The organism is Paraburkholderia sp. EG286B (assembly GCF_040965655.1).
GTDB lineage: Bacteria > Pseudomonadota > Gammaproteobacteria > Burkholderiales > Burkholderiaceae > Paraburkholderia.
This window is the reverse complement of record NZ_JBFRCF010000007.1, coordinates 22,126-39,852: the sequence shown is the minus strand read 5'-3', so window position 1 is coordinate 39,852 and position 17,727 is coordinate 22,126. Positions and strand designations below refer to the sequence as shown.

Here is a 17,727-nt window from a genome sequence, read left to right as displayed (position 1 = left end):
TCAATTGCCTCCAGGCACGCGCAGAGTCATTCCGTCGAAACGGTCCCGCGCTCGTCGCGCAACGCGGCGTGCAGCGTGTGCCACGCGAGTGTCGCGCACTTGATGCGCGCCGGAAATTCGCGCACGCCCGCGAGCACCGCGAGCTTGCCGAGCCCTTCGGCAGAGGCCGGGCGGTCCGAAGGCGCCGTTGCCATCGCGTGAAAGCGTTCGAACAGCGCCTCGACCTCCGCTTGCGTGCGGCCCTTGAGCGCTTCGGTCATCAACGAGGCCGAAGCCGTTGCGATCGCGCACCCCGCGCCCTCGAAGCCGGCGTCCTTGACCACGCCGTCCTCGATACGCAGATACAAGGTGACGCGGTCGCCGCACAATGGGTTGTAGCCTTCGGCGCTATGCGTTGCACCGGGCACGGTGTGACAGTTCCGCGGCCGCCGGTAATGGTCGAAGATCGTTTCCTGGTACAGGTCGCGCAAGTCGCTCATAGCGGAAACACCTCCTCGACGCGCGCAAGGCCGTCCAGCAGCGCGTCGACTTCGGCGCGCGTGTTGTACAGCGCAAACGAGGCGCGCACCGTGGCCGGCACGCCATACCGGTCCATCACCGGCATCGCGCAATGATGGCCCGTGCGCACGGCCACGCCGCATTGATCGAGTATCGTGCCGATGTCGTGGGCGTGCGCGTTCTCCATGACGAACGAGACGATGCCGAGTTTTTCTTTCGCCGTTCCAATCCTTCGCACGTTAGGCATCGCACGCAATGCCGCGTCGGCATACGCGAGCAGATCGGCCTCGTGCCGTTGTGCCACTTCCAGGCCGATCGCACCGACGTAGTCCAGCGCGGCGCCGAGCCCGATCGCGCCGGCAATGTTCGGCGTGCCCGCTTCGAAGCGCCACGGAATGACGTTGTACTCGGTCTTCTCGAACGTCACGGAGCGGATCATGTCGCCGCCGCCCTGCCATGGCGGCATGGCTTCCAGCAGCGCAGCCTTCGCATACAGCGCGCCAATGCCGGTGGGACCGTAGATCTTGTGCCCCGAGAACGCGTAGAAGTCGCAATCGAGCGCGGCCACGTCCACGGGAAGATGCGCAATCGCCTGCGCGCCGTCGACCAGCACCGGCACGCCGCGCGCATGCGCAAGCCCGATCATCTGTGCAAGCGGATTGACGGTGCCCAGCGCGTTCGACGCATGCGCCACCGACGCCATGCGCGTGCGTGGGCCGAGCAGGCGTGCGAAAGCGTCGAGGTCGAGCGTGCTGTCGTCGTCGATCGGCGCCACCTTGAGCAGCGCGCCCGTCTGCGCGCAGACGAGCTGCCACGGCACGATATTCGAGTGATGCTCCATCGCGGTGATGAGCACTTCGTCGCCGGGTTGAAGGCGCGGCCGCGCGTAGCTTTGCGCCACCAGGTTGATCGCTTCCGTGGTGCCGCGCGTGTACACGATCTCCTTCTCGTGCGCCGCGTGAATGAAACGCGCAATGCGCGCGCGGGCGCCCTCGTAGGCATCGGTCGCCCGCTGCGACAGCAGATGCACGCCGCGATGCACGTTGGCATTGTCGTGCTCGTAATAGGCCTGCTCGGCGGCGATCACGCTCGCGGGCTTCTGCGTGGTCGCCGCGTTGTCGAGGTACACGAGCGGCTTGCCGTGCACGCTTTCCCGCAGAATCGGAAAGTCGCGGCGCCAGCCGATGACCGCTTCGGCGTCGGGAATGCCCACCGGTTCGAGTAGATTCATGACAGTCCCCGCAGGTACTCGCCGCCGGGCAGGCGCGCGAGCAGCTGTTGTGTGAGCCGGCCGCGCAGCGCGGCGCTTTCCACGCGATCCACGCTCACGCGCGCGAACGACCACACGAGGAGCGCCCGCGCCATGCGCTCGTCCATGCCGCGCGAGCGCAGATAAAAGAGCGGGCTCTCGTCGAGCTGGCCGACGGTCGCGCCGTGCGTGCACTTCACGTCGTCGGCGTGAATCTCCAGTTGCGGCTTCGTGTCGATCTCGGCGTTGCGCGAGAGCAGCAGATTGTCGTTGCCTTGGTGCGCGTTCGTCTGCTGCGCGTCCTGATGCACGATCACGCGGCCATCGAATACCGCATGCGAAGCGCCGTCGAGCACGCCGCGATAGTATTCCCGGCTCGTGCCGCGCGGCATCTCATGGTCGATGCGCGTGTGATGATCCACGTGCTGCCGCGCGCTGACGAAATACAGGCCGTTCAGGTCGGCTTGCGCGTCTTCCGCGTCGAGGCGCGTGTCGATCTGCGTGCGCGACAACGCGCCGCCGAACGCGAACGAGTGCGAGGTGAAGTGGCTCGCGCGCCGCTGCGAAACGCCCACGTGCGCGATATGAAACGCGCTGCGCGCTTCCTGCTGGATACGGCAATGCTGAACGTCGGCCTCTTCGTCGGCGACGATTTCCGTGGCGGTGTTGACGAAATAGGCTTCGTCGGTAATGCCCGCGAACTGCTCGACGATCGAGCAACGCGCCCCCCGCTCCGCCACCACCGCGTTGAACGGATGCATGGCGAGCGCGGCCTCGCTGCTGAAGAACAGCACGTGCAGCGGCAAGTCCAGCGCGCAGCCGGGCGGCAGCACGACCACGTAGCCGTCGCTGCGAAACGCGCCGTTGAGCGCCGCAAAGCCGTCCTCGGGCGCACGCCGCGCCATGATCGATTCGACCCGCTCAGGAATCCTGCGCATCGCCTGCGCGAGCGTGCCGACGAACGCGCCTTCCGGCAAAGGCGGCAAGGACGAGAGCTTCGGCACGTGGCGGCCGTTCACGAACACGATACGGCCGCCCGCGTCGGCGGGCACGAGGTCGTCGATCAGGCGGGCGTAGTCGGTTTGCTCGCCGTCCGAAGGCATGAAATGCCAATGCGGCTTCGCAATCGGCATCACATTGGTGTATTTCCACGCTTCGAGTTGCGTGCCAGGAAAGCCCAGCGTCTCGAACCGGTCGAACGCGTGCCGTCTCGCCTTACGCAACCACGGCAGCTCGACGCCCGCCAGCGTCCCCGCCATCGTGCGGAAGGCGTCGCGGTAATGCTCGCGCGTTGATTCGCTCATCGTTGCTCCCTGGCCGCTGCCGTGTGTTGCGTGCCGGCGCCTTGCCCCGCTGCCGGTCCGTCGTCATCCTGCTCGCCGAGCCAGCCATAACCCTTGCGCTCCAGCTCTAGCGCAAGCTCACGCGAACCCGAGCGCACGATGCGCCCCTGCGCAAGCACGTGCACCTGGTCCGGCACGATGTAGTCGAGCAGGCGCTGGTAGTGCGTCACGAGCACGATGGCCCGGTCCGCGCTGCGCATCTGGTTCACACCACGGGCGACGAGTTGCAACGCGTCGATATCGAGCCCCGAGTCGGTCTCGTCGAGAATGGCGAGACGCGGCTCCAGCACCGTCATCTGCAGCACCTCGTTGCGCTTTTTCTCGCCGCCCGAAAACCCTTCGTTCACGCCCCGGTAGAGCAGGTCTTCCTTCATCTCCATGGCCGCCATTTTTTCCTTCACCATTGCGAGAAAGTCCATGGCGTCGAGTTCCGCTTCGCCACGATGCTTGCGCTGCGCGTTGAGCGCGGCCTTGAGCAGATAGATATTGCTCACGCCCGGTATTTCCACCGGATACTGAAACGCGAGAAAGAGCCCGCGGCGCGCGCGCTCGTCGGGCGCAAGCGCGAGCAGGTCGCAGCCGTCGTACTGCACGCTGCCCCCCGTGACCACGTATTGCTCGCGCCCCGCCAGCACATGGGCGAGTGTGCTTTTGCCGGAGCCGTTCGGCCCCATGATCGCGTGAACCTCGCCCGCATTCACGCGTAAATCCACCCCGCGCAGAATCGGCTTGCTTTCCACTTCGACATTCAGATTGCGAATTTCCAGCATTCTTTTCTCCCTCTCAACCTACGCTGCCTTCCAGGCTCACGCCCAGCAGCTTCTGCGCTTCCACGGCGAATTCCATCGGCAGTTCCTTGAGCACGTCCTTGCAAAAGCCGTTGACGATCATCGACACCGCGTCCTCCTCACTGAGCCCGCGCTGCCGGCAATAGAACAACTGGTCTTCGCCGATCCGCGACGTGGACGCTTCGTGTTCGACTTTCCCGCTCGGGTTCTTCACCTCGATGTACGGAAACGTGAAGGCGCTGCAGCGGTCGCCGAGCAGCAGCGAATCGCACTGGGTGTAGTTGCGCGCGTTCTCGGCCGAGCGCGCCATTTTCACGAGCCCGCGATAGGCGTTCTTGCCGCGGCCGGCCGAGATCCCCTTGGAGAGAATCGTGCTGCGCGTATTGCGCCCGATATGCACCATCTTCGTACCGGTATCGGCCTGCTGATAGTGGTTGGTGAGCGCCGCCGAATAAAACTCGCCGATCGAGTTGTCGCCCTGCAGGATCACGCTCGGATACTTCCACGTAATGGCGGAGCCGGTTTCGACCTGGGTCCACGAAATCCTCGCGTTGGCCTCGCGGCAGTCGCCGCGCTTCGTCACGAAGTTGTAGATGCCGCCGCGCCCCTGCGCGTCGCCCGGATACCAGTTCTGCACCGTCGAGTAGCGGATTTGCGCGCCTTCCAGTGCGACGAGTTCCACCACAGCGGCGTGCAGCTGGTTTTCGTCGCGCATCGGCGCGGTGCAGCCTTCCAGGTAGCTCACGTAGGCGCCCTTGTCGGCCACGATGAGCGTGCGCTCGAACTGGCCCGTGTTGCGCGCGTTGATGCGGAAGTAGGTGGATAACTCCATCGGGCAGCGCACGCCCGGCGGGATATAGCAGAACGAGCCGTCGCTGAAGACGGCCGAGTTGAGCGTGGCAAAGAAGTTGTCGGTGTACGGCACGACCGAGCCGAGATACTGGCGCACGAGGTCCGGATGGTCGCGCACCGCTTCCGAGAACGAGCAGAAGACGATGCCAAGCTCGCCCAGCTGCCGGCGGAACGTCGTGGCGACGGAGACGCTGTCGAATACCGCGTCCACGGCCACGCCCGCGAGCATCTCGCGCTCCTGCAGCGGCACGCCGAGCTTTTCGTAGGTGCGCAGGAGTTCCGGATCGACCTCGGCGAGGCTCTTCGGACGGTTCGCCTGCGTGTGCGGCGCCGAGTAGTAGGCGATGTCCTGGAAGTCGATGGGCGGGTGTTCGATGCTCGCCCAATGCGGCTCGGTCATCGTGAGCCAATGCCGGTAGGCGGCGAGCCGCCATTCGAGCATGAAGTCCGGCTCCTGCTTGCGCGCCGAGATGAGACGGATCACGTCCTCGGACAAACCACGTGGCAACGTGTCCGACTGCACGTCCGAAACGAACCCGTGCCGATATTCCCGCCGCAGCAATTCCTCGAATGTTTTCGCTTGTGTATCCATGACGTTATTACGGTCTCCTTTACACTCATGACCTCATTCTAGAACCCCTGGCAAAACCCTGGCATGGCCGGGGTTTAACCGCAGCGCATGACGCGCGCAGCAGGCATGCCCGATGCGAAAGCCCCTTCTTACAAGAGAGAAATGACAACGCATCCGCGTGAAGCCGACCCTTCCACTACTGGCCGTCAGTTTCTTCGCCGCGGACGTGCAGGCGGGCGCGGGCCCCTTTCTCGGCATCTATCTGCAGGCGCATGGCTGGACGCCCGAAACGATCGGCACCGTGCTGACCATGGGCGCGGTGATCGGCACGCTCGCGACAGTGCCCGGCGGCGCGCTCGTCGACGCTGTTTATCGCCGCCGCGCGGTGGTCGTCGGCGCCAGCCTGTTGACCATCGTCGCCGCTTGCGTCATCTGGCTCTCGCACGGCTACTGGCCGATCGCGTTTTCGCAGACAGCCACAGCCGTCGGGGGTTCGGTCATGGGCCCCGCGTTGACGGGATTGACGCTCGGCATGGTCGGCCGCAAGAACTTCGACCGGCAATACGGGCGCAACCAGGTCGCGAACCATGCCGGCAACATCATCGCCGCGGCGTTGTCCGGCGCGCTCGGATGGTGGCTCGGCATTGCCTACGTGTTCGTGCTGGGCGCGGCATTCGGTCTCGCGTGTATCGCGTCCGTGCTGCTCATTCCCCCGCGTTCGGTGCACCGGCACTACGCGCGCGGCCTCGTGCACGACGACGCAAAAGATCGTTCGCAGGTGCGCGCCGAGCGCATGCGCATGCTGTTGCACTGCCGCCCGCTGCTGCTGCTCGCCGCGTCGCTCGCGGCGTTCAGTCTCGGCAATTCCGCTATGCTGCCGCTCTACAGTCTTGCCGTCGCGGCGGCGCATCACGGCGACGCCAACCAGATCACCGCCGCCAACATCATCATCTCGCAGGTCGTCATGCTCACGGCCGCAGTCTTCGCAAGCCGCATCATTCGCCGCTGGGGCTTCTGGTGGGTCATTCTCGCGACGCTCCTCACGCTGCCGCTGCGCGGCGTATTCGCCGCGTGGCTGGCGTCGCCGTGGGGCATCCTGCCCGTGCAGGTCTTCGACGGACTCGGCTCCGGTTTGCAGAGCGTCGCCATCCCCGCGCTCGTGGTGCATTTGCTGCATGGCAGCGGCCGCGTGAATCTCGGTCAGGGCGCCGTGCTTGCGGTGCAGGCCGCGGGCGGCTGCCTGAGTCCGCTGCTGGGCGGGTGGCTCGCCAACCGCTTCGGCTATCCAGCGGCGTTTCTCGCGCTCGGCAGCCTCGCCGTCGTCGCGCTGGCCATCTGGGTCACGCAGGGCGCGACCATCCGCCGGTCGTGCGACACGCGCCGCGACGAACTGGAACAACTCGCCGACGTCGACACATCGGCGTTGTTTCACTGACGACGATGGCCGCGAGTGCACGCGAGCAGGCATGCGATTCGCGACACCCTGCGGCACATGACGAAGAATGCCAACGGAGAAGCCATGAAGCCACTGCATGTTCCCGTCTGGGGCGCGATCGCCTGTGTGGCGCTCGTCGCCTCGCTGTCGGTCAACGCACAGACCCAAACACCCGCTCATCCCCCTGCGCCGCCGATGGTGAAGCCGCCGGCAGCCGTGCCTGGCACGGCAAGCGAATCGAACCCCACCAACCCCGACAACATGCCTGTGAAAAAACCCAAGGGGCCCGCCACCCACGACAAGATGATGCGCAGCGACCCCGCCAGCGACGCTCAGGCCAAGTAGCGCAAAAAGAAGCGCAAAAAGAACTCACCATTGGCTGCACCAGGCTCTACCCTTAAACGATAGAACTCACGGAGGACCAAGATGAGAATCGAATTCACGAGTCGCCGCCACGCTGTGGCTGCCGCACGCGTCGCGTTCGAAGCCAACGTGGACAACCGCCCGGTATGGTGCAGCGTGTCGCTCGACGCGCTGAACGATCGCTTCGGCAACACCGGCACCTCGGCGCATGCGCTATTGAGCGCCTTCGAGGCGAACCGCCCGAGCATCGAACTGGCCGCGCGGCACGCGCTGGAGAAAAACGGGGGCCAGTCCGTGGAGCTCGAAACGCGCGATCTGGAGTAAGCGCGCCGACGCAAGCGCAATCGCAACCGCAACCGCAACCGGGTTCGAATCGTCAGCCAGAGTGGCCTGCTCCAGGCAGGCCTCGATACTTCCCCAAAGAACTCAAGAGCGCTCGTCCGAGTGCCAGTCTGGCGAAGCCGAAGTGTCCACAATGGCCGGCATCCGTACACGCCCGCGCGGTTCAATTGCACATCGCAATCGGCTAATCTTTTCTTGCGTCCGCGACCAGCGCCACCCTTTCGTGTGCGTCGCGTTGTTTCCCCCGGCGCTTGCCGCGGAACGCACCCTGCCAGCCACACTACGCTTGAACCCGTTCGCCTCGACGCGACGGCCCTGACGTGACAAGGAGGCAGACATGGACGCACTGCAGTGGGGAACCGCCATCGGCGTCATGGTATTGGTCATCGCGGCCACGGCCGTGATCGCGCACTATCGCCGCGAACGGCGCCGCGCAAGCCTGTTGCGCAATCTCCACCATCACAACGGCATCCGCTCTTCGCACCTGCGCTAGCCGGCCTCGCGCCAGGCGTCTTGCGCGCACGTCGCGAGCATCGCGCGCAGCCGTCCGATATCGGCGGGCTTCGCGAGATGCGCATGGAAGCCGGCCGCCAGCGCGGCCGCCCGGTCACCGTCCGAAACATGGCCGCTCAGCGCGACCAGCATCACGTCGGCGTGATCCGGCATGGCGCGCATGCGCTCCGCCAGCTCGTAGCCGTTCATGCCCGGCATGCCGATATCGACGAGCGCGAGATGCGGCTTCCATTGCCTCAGCACAGTCAGTGCGCTCGTGCCGTCGCCGGCCGTTCTGACTTCATGCCCTTCCAGCTCGAGCAACGCGCCGAGTGCGAAACACGCGTCGGCATTGTCGTCGACGATGAGCACGCGCGCCGGGCCGTTGCCCGCCAGCACGGCGGCGAGCGGCTTGACGGCTTCGGCGCTGCCGGTTCGCACGGGAATCGAGAGACGCGCCAGCGTGCCGCGCCCGATCCCCTCGCTCGTCACGAGAATCTCGCCGCCATGCAGCTGCGCGAGCCGCTGCGCGATGGGAAGCCCGATGCCGAGCCCCCCTTCCAGCCGCGCACTCTTGCCCGCGAATTGCGCAAACGGCTCGAAAATGCGCGAGAGCACGGCCGGGTCGATCCCGATGCCGTTGTCGCGAATCGAGATCTCGACGCAGCGTGCGTCGCCCGTGTCCTTGTGTTCGACGACGAGCGCGATCTCGCCACCGTCGGGCGTATAGCGCACGGCATTGGACAGCAGGTTCACGATCACCTGCGTGAGCCGCGTCGGGTCGGCGAACAGCCGCAGGTCGCCGGCAAGCGGATGCACGCTCAGCGTATGCCTGCGCGCCTGCGCACGCTCGCGAATGGAGGCGAGCGCGTCGGAGAGGATTTCGTTCAACGACGCATCGGTGGGGTCGATGCTCAGCTTGTCATGGTCGAGGCGCGAGGCATCCTGCAGTTCGTCCATCAGACGTTTGAGCTGCGCGATCTGGCGCTGCGCAACCGCGAAGTATTCGCGCTGCGGCGCGCGGTCTTCGCAGATCATCTGGAGCGCCTGGAACGCGTTTTCGAGCGGCGCGAGCGGGTTGCGGAACTCGTGCGCGAGCACGGCGATCACTTCCGAATAGCGCTGCGTCTGCATGCGGCTATGGTCGCGCGCCTCGACCAAATCGAGCGCCGAGCCGGCCACGGCGGCAAACTCGCTGAGCACGCGCTGGTCTTCGCGGGTGAAGCGCGAACGTTCTTCGAGCGAGGCGGCCCAGATCGCACCCAGTTGCCGCTCTTTCGAAACGATGGGCAGGATGAGCGCCTCCTGCACGACGGCGCATGCGGGGGCGAGAACCGGGAAATCGTCGCTCAGCGCGGTGAAAAGCAGCGGCTTGCCGGCTTCGAGCACGACGGCGCACGGACAGTCGTTCCAGTGGATTCGGGTGCCGCACAGGTTCGCGAACTTGCCGGCCACGCTGTGCCAGCGAAAGTAGCGCTCTTCGCCTTCGTGTTCCAGCAAACTGATGCCGGCCGATTGCGCGCAGCACAGACGCATCGCAAAGTCAGCAATCCTCTGCAACAACACTTCGCGCGAGTCCAGTTGCGCGGTGACCAGAGCGAGCAGCGCCTGATTCTCGCGCGCATGGTCGGGCGCGCGAGACGGCCGCGCATCGATGTCGGCGATGGCGGGCGACCTGCCTTCCGGTGCCATTGCGGTCTCCTCCGGTGGCCCGATGAAGCTATTTATGGCGTACGTAATAGGGCTGAGCCATTTTATGCACCGCCGGAAAGAATGTTAATTGCCGCAGGTCGTTCGTAATGACAGCATTTCGGTCAGGCGCGTGCTGCACGCCGCAGCGCGACTTGCGCGCAATTCTGCCGACGAAAAAAGACGGGGACTGTGCCAGACGAGTGACAAGGGAAACGCCCGGAAATGCCGGGCGTTTCCCCTGAAGGGGACGCCGGCGGCTTCAGACCTTGCGCGCGCGGAGATATTTGAAGAACTCTGCGCCCTCCTGCAGGCGCCGCTTCATCATTTCCCAGCTCACCAGCATCTCGCGGACAATTTCCCAGATCTTCGACGGCCGGAAATAGAAGCGCTTGTAGAACTCCTCGACGCCAAGGTAGATCTCTTCGCGCGACAGGTGCGGATAGCCGATCGTCGAGGCCTGGGTGCCGGCCGAATTGATGAGTGTGATGACCTTGGTATCGTTCAGCCAGCCGTTTTCGACCGCCTGCTTATGCAGCACCGTGCCGGGATAAGGCGCGGCGAGCGAGACCTGAATGGTATGGGGATTGATCTCTTTCGCGTACTGAATGGTCTTCTGGATCGTTTCATGCGTCTCGCCCGGCAGGCCGAGGATGAAGGTCCCGTGAATCTTGATGCCGAGCTTGCGGCAGTCCTCGCTGAACTGGCGCGCGAAGTCCGTGCGCACACCCTTCTTGACGTTGACGAGAATCTGGTCGTCGCCGGATTCGAAGCCCACGAGCAACAGACGCAAGCCGTTGTCCTTCATCACCTTGAGCGTCGAGTACGGCACGTTCGCCTTGGCATTGCACGACCACGTCACGCCCAGCTTGCCCAGCCCGCGCGCGATCTCTTCGGCGCGCGGCCTGAGATCCGTGAACGTGTCGTCGTCGAACATGATCTCCTTGATTTCGGGCATGTTGTCCCGAATCCATTTCACCTCTTCCAGCACGTGCTCGACCGAGCGCGTGCGATAGCGATGGCCCCCCACCGTATGCGGCCAGAGACAGAAGGTGCAGCGGGACTTGCAGCCGCGCCCCGTGTAGAGCGAGAGATACGGATGCTTGAGATAGCCGCTGAAATAATGCTCGGGCGTGAGGTCGCGCTTGTAGATCGGCGAGACGAAGGGAAGCTGATCCATGTCTTCGAGGATCGGCCGGGCGTCGTTGTGCATGATGCCGCCGTCGGGCAGCCGATAGCTCAGGCCCAGGATCGAGTCGAACGGCCGCCCCTGGGAGATCTCGAGACACGTGAAGTCGAATTCTTCGCGGCACACGAAATCGAGCGCATTGCTTGCGGTCAGCGAACCATGCGGATCGACCGCCACCTTGGCGCCGATCATGCCGATGAGAATCGTGCTCTTGCGCCGCTTCAGGTGCTCGGCGAACTGGATGTCGCTCTGGAACGAGGGCGAACTCGTGTGAATGATAATGAGTTCGTATTCCTGTGCAATATCCAGGGTCGCTTCGAGCGTCAGGTCGTCTGCGGGGGCATCCACCACGCGGCTGCCTTCGACCAGCGCGGCGGGCTGAACGAGCCACGTGGGATACCAGAACGAACGGATTTCGCGCTTCGTCTGGAAGCGCGAGCCCGCGCCGCCATCGAAGCCTTCATACGAAGGTGCCTGCAGAAACAGCGTTTTCATGAATGCCCTCGGAGAAAAATCGTGAATTTGTCTCGAAGCCTACAAAAACATGACACTTTTGCTGGTTGGCGGCTTTGCCCGGGTCAAGAATACTACGACTTGCTGCCGCGGCACGTCGAAAAAACGTCTGTACCGCTTATCGAAAGCCCCACTTAACAAGGCCGCCGCCGGTCGAACACAGTAGAACCCCGCATTCGTCGGCATGAGCGATGCTTTCTGTACTATATTTTCCTGGCATCCGCAGCAGCATTCACAGCGCTCCAAACCGGGAGGCGATGTATGTCGCGATATCACGACATGCCGGAAGGCGTGCCGGTTGGCAATGGCCACCGTATCAGCCCAGCGGACTTTCTGCTGATGGCGGGCTTTCTCGCCTACCGTGCCCCGCTCGCATCGGTCGATGCCCGAGCGGCGGCCCGGCGTATCCTCGATGCGGTGCTCAGTGCAGCGGCCGCGCACGGCTTCGCGGATTCCGCCGTGCTCGAATCCATGATGGCGAGCGCCGAAAAATCGGCCGATGTGCGCAGTCTCGCGGAGCAAGCGAGCGCGGCAGTGGGTGACACGTTCGCTTACATGCAGGTGATACGCGGGGCGGGCGTCGCGCTGGAAGCCGACCCTTATACGCTGGTTACGTGAGATCCGGTGTTCCCGCGGCGGCGCGTATGCGCAGGACCGTCTGCCGCGAAGTGCCGAAGCGCCGCGCCACCTCGCTCACCGAGAGTCCGCTGCCCAGCGAGCTCATCACGCGCGCGCGGTCGTGCGCCGAGAGCGAGGCGGGCCTGCCCGTGGGGCGCCCGCTGCGCTGCGCGGCCTTCAGGCCGTTGCGGCTGCGTTCGCTGCGGGTGGCCGCCTCCATGCGCACCACCGCGCGCAGCATCTTGACCGCTTGCGGCTCGGGGCGCCCCGTGAGATCGACGCCGCCCAGTTCGACACAGCGCACGCCAATCTTTCCCTTGCGGCAGTTGAGCAGCGTGGCGAGCACGTCGCGCGCGTTGCAGCCCAGGGCGGAAAGCTGCAGAACCACGAGTTCGTCCTCGGGATCGATGCGTCCGAGCAGTCTCGTCAACGCGGGCCGTTCGGCGGCGGCCACATACGGCGCCACCGCGTCCATGGCCACACGGCTGAGCGCCACCGTGTAGCCCGCCTTGTCGAGCTGGATCAGTTCCCGCTCGGGAAACTCGCCGTCGCTTGCGCCGTTGATGTAGAAAAACGTCCGTTGCACACGTGGCTCCCGTACTCGCCCGGAGGCGCGCGAACTAGCGTCGCAAGCGCGCGAAAGTCGCCAGCAGGTCTTCGAGCAACACCGGCTTCTTGAGGTGCGCGTCGAAACCCGCCTGCTCGGACTGCTCGACATCGGCCTCCTGGCCAAAGCCGCTCAGCGCGATGCAGATCACCGATTCGAGCGCGGGCTGCGAACGCAGCTTGCCGATGAACTCGTACCCGTCCATGCCCGGCATGCCGAGATCGGAGAGCACGAGATCCGGCGCAGTGCCGTTGAGCAGCGTCAGCGCTTCCTCGCCGCTCGTGGCCGTCTGCACCTTCGCACCCTCGCTTTCCAGCAGCAGCTTGAACGTTTCGACTGTGGTGGTGTCGTCGTCGACCATCAGGATACGGAGCCCCTGCAGCGACGCGATGGCCGCGCCGTCGCGGCTTTCCGCATGCGCGAACGAACGCTGCATCGGCAGCGTCACCGTGAACGTCGCGCCGCGCCCGAGGCCTTGCGACTCCGCGCGCACGCTGCCGCCGTGGATCGTCACGAGTTCCCGCACGAGCGCAAGACCAATGCCGAGACCCGAGCGCCGCGCGGCGGACTGGCGGCTTTGCTTGTACATGTCGAAGATATGCGGCAGGAGCGCCGGTTCGATGCCGGTGCCGGTGTCCTTCACGCGCAGCACGGCTTCGTCTTCGGCGACGTCGAGCAAGACGTCCACCGAACCGCGATTGGTGAACTTCATCGCATTGCTGATGAGGTTCCAGACAATCTGCTCGATGCGCGTGAAATCGGCATGCAAAATCACCGGCGTCTGGCTGATCGAGACGTTCAGCACAATGCCGCGCTGCTGCGCCTCGAACTGCACGGCGTGGCAAACGCGCTGCACGATCTCGCGCATGTCCACCGCCGAACGCATGACCGAGAGCTTGCCGGTGCGCACGCGCGAAATGTCCAGCAGGTCGTCGATGATCTGCGCCTGGCCGACCACGGTGCGCCGGATCGTGTCCGCGGCGCGCGTGAGGTTCAGGCTCTGGCGCGTTTCCGGCGCCCGCGCAATGAGTTCCGCGCTCGCCGAGATCAGATTGAGCGGATGCTTGAGTTCGTGTGACACCACGGCGAGAAACTCGTCCTGGCGCCGCTGTCCGTCGCGCTCGCCGGCGTCGCGCACCTGTTCGAGCGTGGTCTCGCGCAGGTCCGCGTCCGCGGGCACGAGTTCGCCCAGGTCGCGCGCGATCTTGGCAAAGCCGCTCACGCCGGCTTCATCGAGGCGCGAAAGCACGCCGCTCGCGAAAAAGCGCGTGCCGTCCTTGCGCAGGTGCCAGCGCTCTTCGTCGGTGCGGCCGTGCTGGCGCGCGAGCGCGAACTCGCGGTCGGCGACCTTGTTCACGCGGTCTTCTTCGGTCGAGAGCAGATCGGCGGACTGGCCGATCATTTCGGCCTCCGTATAACCGAAAATGCGCTCCGCGCCCGCGTTCCAGCTCGTGATGTAGCCTTCGTCGTCGAACGTGATGATCGCGTAGTCCTTCGTGCCCTCGGCGACGATGCGCATGCGCCGCTCGCCTTCGCGCAACTGGTCTTCGGCCTGGCGGCGCCCGGTGATGTCGATGAACGAGAGCACCGCGCCGTCGATACGGTCTTCGGTCGTGCGGTACGGCACGAAGCGCGCGAGATACCACCGCCCGTCGTTGCTCTTCAGCTCGCGCTCGATCAGGCGCAGCGAGTCGAAGGCTTCGGCGGCGTCGTCGGCGAGCTTGTCGTATTCGAGCCGGTGCGTGATGTCGAGCAGCGAGCGGCCGATATCCGAGGGAATGATGCTGAACACGTCGGTCGCGCGCGGCGTGTAGCGCTTGATGCAGATGTTGCGGTCGACGAAGATTGTGCCGATATCGTTCGCGGCGATCAGGTTCTGCAAGTCGTCGTTGATCTTGCTGGTCTCTTCGACCTTCGACTTCAGCTCCGCGTTGACGGTGGTGAGCTCCTCGTTGATCGACTGCAGCTCTTCCTTGCTGGTTTCGAGTTCCTCGGTCGCCGAGCGCAGTTCCTCGTTGATCGCCTGCAGCTCCTCGTTGGACGCCTTCAGCTCTTCCGTCGAGGTTTCCGACTGCTCGATGGTCGACTGCAGCTGCTCCTTGGTGCGCTGCAGTTCGCGTTCGAGCTGCGTGATGATCGGGTCCTTCTGCACGTCCACGGAAACCGTTTCCGCCCCGCTCATGCTGTCTTCGACTTCGTCGAAGAGCACCAGCACGAAGTCGGCGTTGGCCTCGGGGTCGTGCACCGGCCGCGCCGTCATGTTGACGAAATACGAGCGCCCGTCGCGCTCCAGACGCACGCGCCGCGCCTCGACGCTGCGGTTCGTGTGCAGCGCCTGGTAGATCGCGGTGCGCAGCTCGAGCCGCAATTCCGGGCGCACGGCGGCAACGATGTTGTGCGAAGGCTCGCCGCCCGAATACTGGAGGAAGCGGCCCGCGCGGTCGGACAGATGCACGATTTCCGAATCGCGGCTCACCAGCACGCTAGGCGGCGCGTACTGTTCGACGAGGCGCTGGTGCAGGTCGCCGAACGAAAAGCGGCGGCGCCCCGGCGGCTGCACGGTCGCGACCACGGGCCGCGCGTTCATCGTGCCGGAAATCGCCACGGGCACGGGCGTGTCGCCGCGCACCGCCATGTTCGCGCGGTAAATGCGGTTGCGCTTGTCCACCACCGTGAACATCGAGCTCACGCTGTCCGCCGACTCGGAGCTGCCGAGGAACAGTACGCCGCCCGGGCGCAGCGCGAAGTGGAACATCTTGAGGATTTCGATCTGCGCTTCGCGGTCCAGATAGATCAGCAGGTTGCGGCAGCAGATCAGGTCGAGGCGCGAAAACGGCGGATCGCTCAGCACGTTGTGATGCGCGAACAGCATGTGCTCGCGCAGTTCTTTCTTCACACGATAATGCGCGGCGTCCTTGGAGAAGAACTGGCGCACGCGTGCCGGCGTGACGTCGGCGAGGATCGAGTCGGGAAAGAGACCCGTGCGCGCGAACGAAATCGCGCGTTCGTCGATGTCGGTCGCGAAGACCTGGAACGAGGTGCCTTCCGTCGACTTGAGCGAGCGCTCCTGGAGCAGCATCGCCAGCGAATAGGCCTCCTCGCCCGTGGCGCAGCCCACCGACCACACGCGGATGCGGTCCTGTTCGCCACGCCCTTCGAACAATTGCGGCAGGACTTCGCGCTCGAGCACGTCGAACGCTTCCTTGTCGCGGAAGAAGTTGGTGACGCTGATGAGCATGTCCTGCAGCAGCGCCTGGGTTTCCTCGGGATGCAGATGCAGATGGTCGCGATACGCCTGCAGGTCGGTGATGCCGTTGACCTGCAAGCGCCGTTCGATGCGGCGCAGGACCGTGGCGCGCTTGTAGTGGCGGAAATCGTGCGCCGTGCGCGTGCGCAGGATGATCATGATCTCGCGCAGCGCCCGCTCGGCCGCCTCGTTGATATGCTCTTCGCGCCGCTCTTCGGTTTCGGCGACGGGCAGTTGAATTTCCTTCGTCGTCGACCAGAGGTCCATCAGCCGCTGCGGCATCTCCGCCGCCGTGATGACGAAGTCGACCATGCTGGTGGCGATGGCGCTGCGCGGCATGCTGTCGTATTCCGCCTCCGAGGGATCCTGGGCAAACGTGATGCCGCCCATTTCCTTGACGCGCGAGAGGCCGGCGGAGCCGTCCGAGCCCGCGCCCGAGAGCACGATGCCGATGGCGCGCTCGCGATGCGTTTCAGCGAGCGTGCGGAAGAACACGTCGATCGCCGCGCGGCGGCCCTCCTGAGGCTGACTGGGGGACACGCGCAGATAGTCGTCCACCATCGCCAGATCGAGTGACGGGGTGATGACGTACACGTGGTCGGGCTCGATGGGCGTCGGGCTCGTCACCTCCGTCACGGGCATGCTGGTCGCCTTGCGCAGCAGCGCGGCCATACTGCTTTCGTGGTCGGGCGCGAGATGGACGACCACTACGAACGCCATCGAGGTGTGGGAGGGCAGGGATTCGAAGAAGGCCAGCAGTGCACTAAGGCCGCCCGCCGATGCGCCGATACCGACGATCGGGTAATTGGTCTGGCTGCGGGGCACATGGCCACGACGTTTCGGCATGGTTGCCAGGTCCTGAAGTTGGAATGAATCGCGTTCGCACTCGCTCGTCCCTCAGGCCGCGGGTGCTGCGCCGACATTATCCCTCCAGGAGCATCGACTGCAATAGTCCTGCCGCATCGCCCGCGCGCCGCGCGGTTTCGTCCTCCCGCTGTTGCGCATCGCGGTCGCCGCACTGCCGGTAGTGCTCGCTCTGGGCACGGCTCATCGATTCGCGCTCGCGCAGCGCCCGCAGCGCGTCGCGCAGCGCCCGCTCCACGTCGCGGCTGCGGCCCCGGTTGAGCGAGGCCGCCGTATAGGCGTGGCCCGTGTGGCAGCGGTAGCGCAGCAGACGCGAGTAGTCGAGGCGCCAGAGCGTGCCGTTGCACTCGGGACAGGTGAACGTCGAAGGCCTGCCGATGCGGTTCAGATCGCCGGCCAGTCCGTTGCCCTCGCGCCACGCGCGCTGCTCCGTGCTGATGAGTTCGGCGGTGCGGCGCCTCGCGAGGATTTCGTCGGCCGTCGCGGGCGGCACGCGGCCCGTCAACTCCACGAGCCGGTGGGCCATGCCCGCGATCGGCAGGATGTAGTCGGCAAAAGGCGCGGCGTTGAGTGGCATCTCGCTGGCGAAGGCGTCGGACGGGTCCTGGACGATCCCGGTGCCGCCACAGGCCTGGATGGCCTCGAGGCCGGCCGCGCCGTCGTCGAGCAGGCCCGTGAGGATCACGCCGATGCCGCGCGGCCCGAGTTCCGAGGCCACGCTGCGAAACAGCGGGTCGATGGCCGGGCGGGCAAAGTTCTCCTTCGCAGCGTGCACGAGACGCAGGCGCGAGCCCTCCACGATCATGTGCTGGTCGGGGGGCGCCACGTAAATCCGGCCCGGCGACCAGGTTTCGCCGTCCTCGGCATGGACCGCGCGCAGCGGGCCCGCGCTGCTGAGCAGCGACGGCAGATGGCTGTAGTGGCTGCCCACGTGGAGCACGATCGCGACCGTCGCCTGCAAGTCGGGCGGAAGCCCGGACACAAGACTTCGAAGCGCATCGACGCCGCCCGACGATGTGCCTATGGCGATGAAGTCTCGGTAGATCAATTTGTGTCCAGGCTGGCGG

General features: G+C 65.3%; 15 protein-coding genes. 5 read left to right on the top strand and 10 right to left on the bottom strand.

From position 1 onward, the window contains the following. Window positions 1–26: 26 nt before the first annotated feature. Genes sufU through sufB form a run of 5 tightly spaced genes read right to left on the bottom strand, consistent with a single transcriptional unit; the run spans window position 27 to window position 5,322 of the window. Entirely contained in the window at window positions 27–479 is a 453-nt protein-coding gene (gene sufU, locus AB4Y42_RS16750; RefSeq protein ID WP_069262276.1) for a Fe-S cluster assembly sulfur transfer protein SufU, read from the bottom strand. Further along, on the bottom strand, window positions 476–1,729 hold the full coding sequence (locus AB4Y42_RS16745; protein WP_368694771.1) for a cysteine desulfurase: 1,254 nt from the start codon (window positions 1,727–1,729) through the stop codon (window positions 476–478). The genes sufU and AB4Y42_RS16745 overlap by 4 nt, the downstream gene beginning before the upstream one ends. Further along, the gene (gene sufD / locus AB4Y42_RS16740) at window positions 1,726–3,051 is read right to left on the bottom strand and encodes a Fe-S cluster assembly protein SufD (protein WP_368694770.1); all 1,326 of its coding nucleotides are present in this window, start codon (window positions 3,049–3,051) and stop codon (window positions 1,726–1,728) included. Before sufD ends, AB4Y42_RS16745 begins: the two co-directional genes overlap by 4 nt. Then, entirely contained in the window at window positions 3,048–3,860 is an 813-nt protein-coding gene (gene sufC, locus AB4Y42_RS16735) for a Fe-S cluster assembly ATPase SufC (protein WP_368694769.1), read from the bottom strand. The genes sufD and sufC overlap by 4 nt, the downstream gene beginning before the upstream one ends. Window positions 3,861–3,873: 13 nt before the next feature. Beyond that, window positions 3,874–5,322 carry a Fe-S cluster assembly protein SufB gene (sufB, locus tag AB4Y42_RS16730; protein WP_342923286.1) on the bottom strand — a complete coding sequence of 483 codons (1,449 nt, stop codon included), beginning with the start codon at window positions 5,320–5,322 and terminating at the stop codon, window positions 3,874–3,876. Window positions 5,323–5,479: 157 nt separating this feature from the next. Here sufB and AB4Y42_RS16725 point away from each other — a divergent pair, with 157 nt between their 5' ends. From AB4Y42_RS16725 to AB4Y42_RS16710, 4 genes are all read left to right on the top strand, one after another. Beyond that, window positions 5,480–6,736, top strand: coding sequence for an MFS transporter (locus tag AB4Y42_RS16725; protein WP_368694768.1), 1,257 nt, complete (start codon window positions 5,480–5,482; stop codon window positions 6,734–6,736). 84 nt (window positions 6,737–6,820) lie between these two features. After that, window positions 6,821–7,081 carry a hypothetical protein gene (locus AB4Y42_RS16720; protein WP_368694767.1) on the top strand — a complete coding sequence of 87 codons (261 nt, stop codon included), beginning with the start codon at window positions 6,821–6,823 and terminating at the stop codon, window positions 7,079–7,081. 81 nt (window positions 7,082–7,162) lie between these two features. Continuing rightward, window positions 7,163–7,423, top strand: coding sequence for a DUF1488 domain-containing protein (locus AB4Y42_RS16715; protein ID WP_028204289.1), 261 nt, complete (start codon window positions 7,163–7,165; stop codon window positions 7,421–7,423). 355 nt (window positions 7,424–7,778) lie between these two features. Then, window positions 7,779–7,934, top strand: a complete 156-nt coding sequence (locus tag AB4Y42_RS16710; RefSeq protein ID WP_169739106.1) for a hypothetical protein — start codon at window positions 7,779–7,781, stop codon at window positions 7,932–7,934. Here the strand turns inward: AB4Y42_RS16710 and AB4Y42_RS16705 are convergent. Next, entirely contained in the window at window positions 7,931–9,625 is a 1,695-nt protein-coding gene (locus AB4Y42_RS16705; RefSeq protein ID WP_368694766.1) for an ATP-binding protein, read from the bottom strand. The two genes, AB4Y42_RS16710 and AB4Y42_RS16705, sit on opposite strands and share 4 nt — an antisense overlap. 259 nt (window positions 9,626–9,884) lie before the next feature. Further along, the gene (hpnJ, locus tag AB4Y42_RS16700; protein WP_368688057.1) at window positions 9,885–11,306 is read right to left on the bottom strand and encodes a hopanoid biosynthesis associated radical SAM protein HpnJ; all 1,422 of its coding nucleotides are present in this window, start codon (window positions 11,304–11,306) and stop codon (window positions 9,885–9,887) included. A 279-nt stretch (window positions 11,307–11,585) separates the two neighbouring features. Here hpnJ and AB4Y42_RS16695 point away from each other — a divergent pair, with 279 nt between their 5' ends. Further along, complete coding sequence (locus tag AB4Y42_RS16695) at window positions 11,586–11,942, top strand: hypothetical protein (RefSeq protein ID WP_324141858.1); 357 nt, start codon at window positions 11,586–11,588, stop codon at window positions 11,940–11,942. On the opposite strand, the gene AB4Y42_RS16690 is transcribed toward AB4Y42_RS16695, so the two are convergent. The 3 genes from AB4Y42_RS16690 to AB4Y42_RS16680 form a co-directional block, all read right to left on the bottom strand. Next, window positions 11,935–12,528: a recombinase family protein gene (locus AB4Y42_RS16690; protein WP_368688058.1), complete on the bottom strand. Its 594-nt coding sequence runs from the start codon at window positions 12,526–12,528 to the stop codon at window positions 11,935–11,937. The two genes, AB4Y42_RS16695 and AB4Y42_RS16690, sit on opposite strands and share 8 nt — an antisense overlap. A gap of 34 nt (window positions 12,529–12,562) precedes the next feature. Then, window positions 12,563–16,642 carry a CheR family methyltransferase gene (locus AB4Y42_RS16685; RefSeq protein ID WP_368694765.1) on the bottom strand — a complete coding sequence of 1,360 codons (4,080 nt, stop codon included), beginning with the start codon at window positions 16,640–16,642 and terminating at the stop codon, window positions 12,563–12,565. 76 nt (window positions 16,643–16,718) lie between these two features. Then, window positions 16,719–17,708 carry a chemotaxis protein CheB gene (locus AB4Y42_RS16680; protein ID WP_368688060.1) on the bottom strand — a complete coding sequence of 330 codons (990 nt, stop codon included), beginning with the start codon at window positions 17,706–17,708 and terminating at the stop codon, window positions 16,719–16,721. Window positions 17,709–17,727 lie beyond the last annotated feature (19 nt).

Coding starts and splice junctions, on each gene's coding strand:
- sufU (WP_069262276.1), bottom strand. CDS start 479: ATGAGCGACTTGCGCGACCTGTACCAGGAAACGATCTTCGACCATTAC.
- AB4Y42_RS16745 (WP_368694771.1), bottom strand. CDS start 1,729: ATGAATCTACTCGAACCGGTGGGCATTCCCGACGCCGAAGCGGTCATC.
- sufD (WP_368694770.1), bottom strand. CDS start 3,051: ATGAGCGAATCAACGCGCGAGCATTACCGCGACGCCTTCCGCACGATG.
- sufC (WP_368694769.1), bottom strand. CDS start 3,860: ATGCTGGAAATTCGCAATCTGAATGTCGAAGTGGAAAGCAAGCCGATT.
- sufB (WP_342923286.1), bottom strand. CDS start 5,322: ATGGATACACAAGCGAAAACATTCGAGGAATTGCTGCGGCGGGAATAT.
- AB4Y42_RS16720 (WP_368694767.1), top strand. CDS start 6,821: ATGAAGCCACTGCATGTTCCCGTCTGGGGCGCGATCGCCTGTGTGGCG.
- AB4Y42_RS16715 (WP_028204289.1), top strand. CDS start 7,163: ATGAGAATCGAATTCACGAGTCGCCGCCACGCTGTGGCTGCCGCACGC.
- AB4Y42_RS16710 (WP_169739106.1), top strand. CDS start 7,779: ATGGACGCACTGCAGTGGGGAACCGCCATCGGCGTCATGGTATTGGTC.
- AB4Y42_RS16705 (WP_368694766.1), bottom strand. CDS start 9,625: ATGGCACCGGAAGGCAGGTCGCCCGCCATCGCCGACATCGATGCGCGG.
- hpnJ (WP_368688057.1), bottom strand. CDS start 11,306: ATGAAAACGCTGTTTCTGCAGGCACCTTCGTATGAAGGCTTCGATGGC.
- AB4Y42_RS16695 (WP_324141858.1), top strand. CDS start 11,586: ATGTCGCGATATCACGACATGCCGGAAGGCGTGCCGGTTGGCAATGGC.
- AB4Y42_RS16685 (WP_368694765.1), bottom strand. CDS start 16,642: ATGCCGAAACGTCGTGGCCATGTGCCCCGCAGCCAGACCAATTACCCG.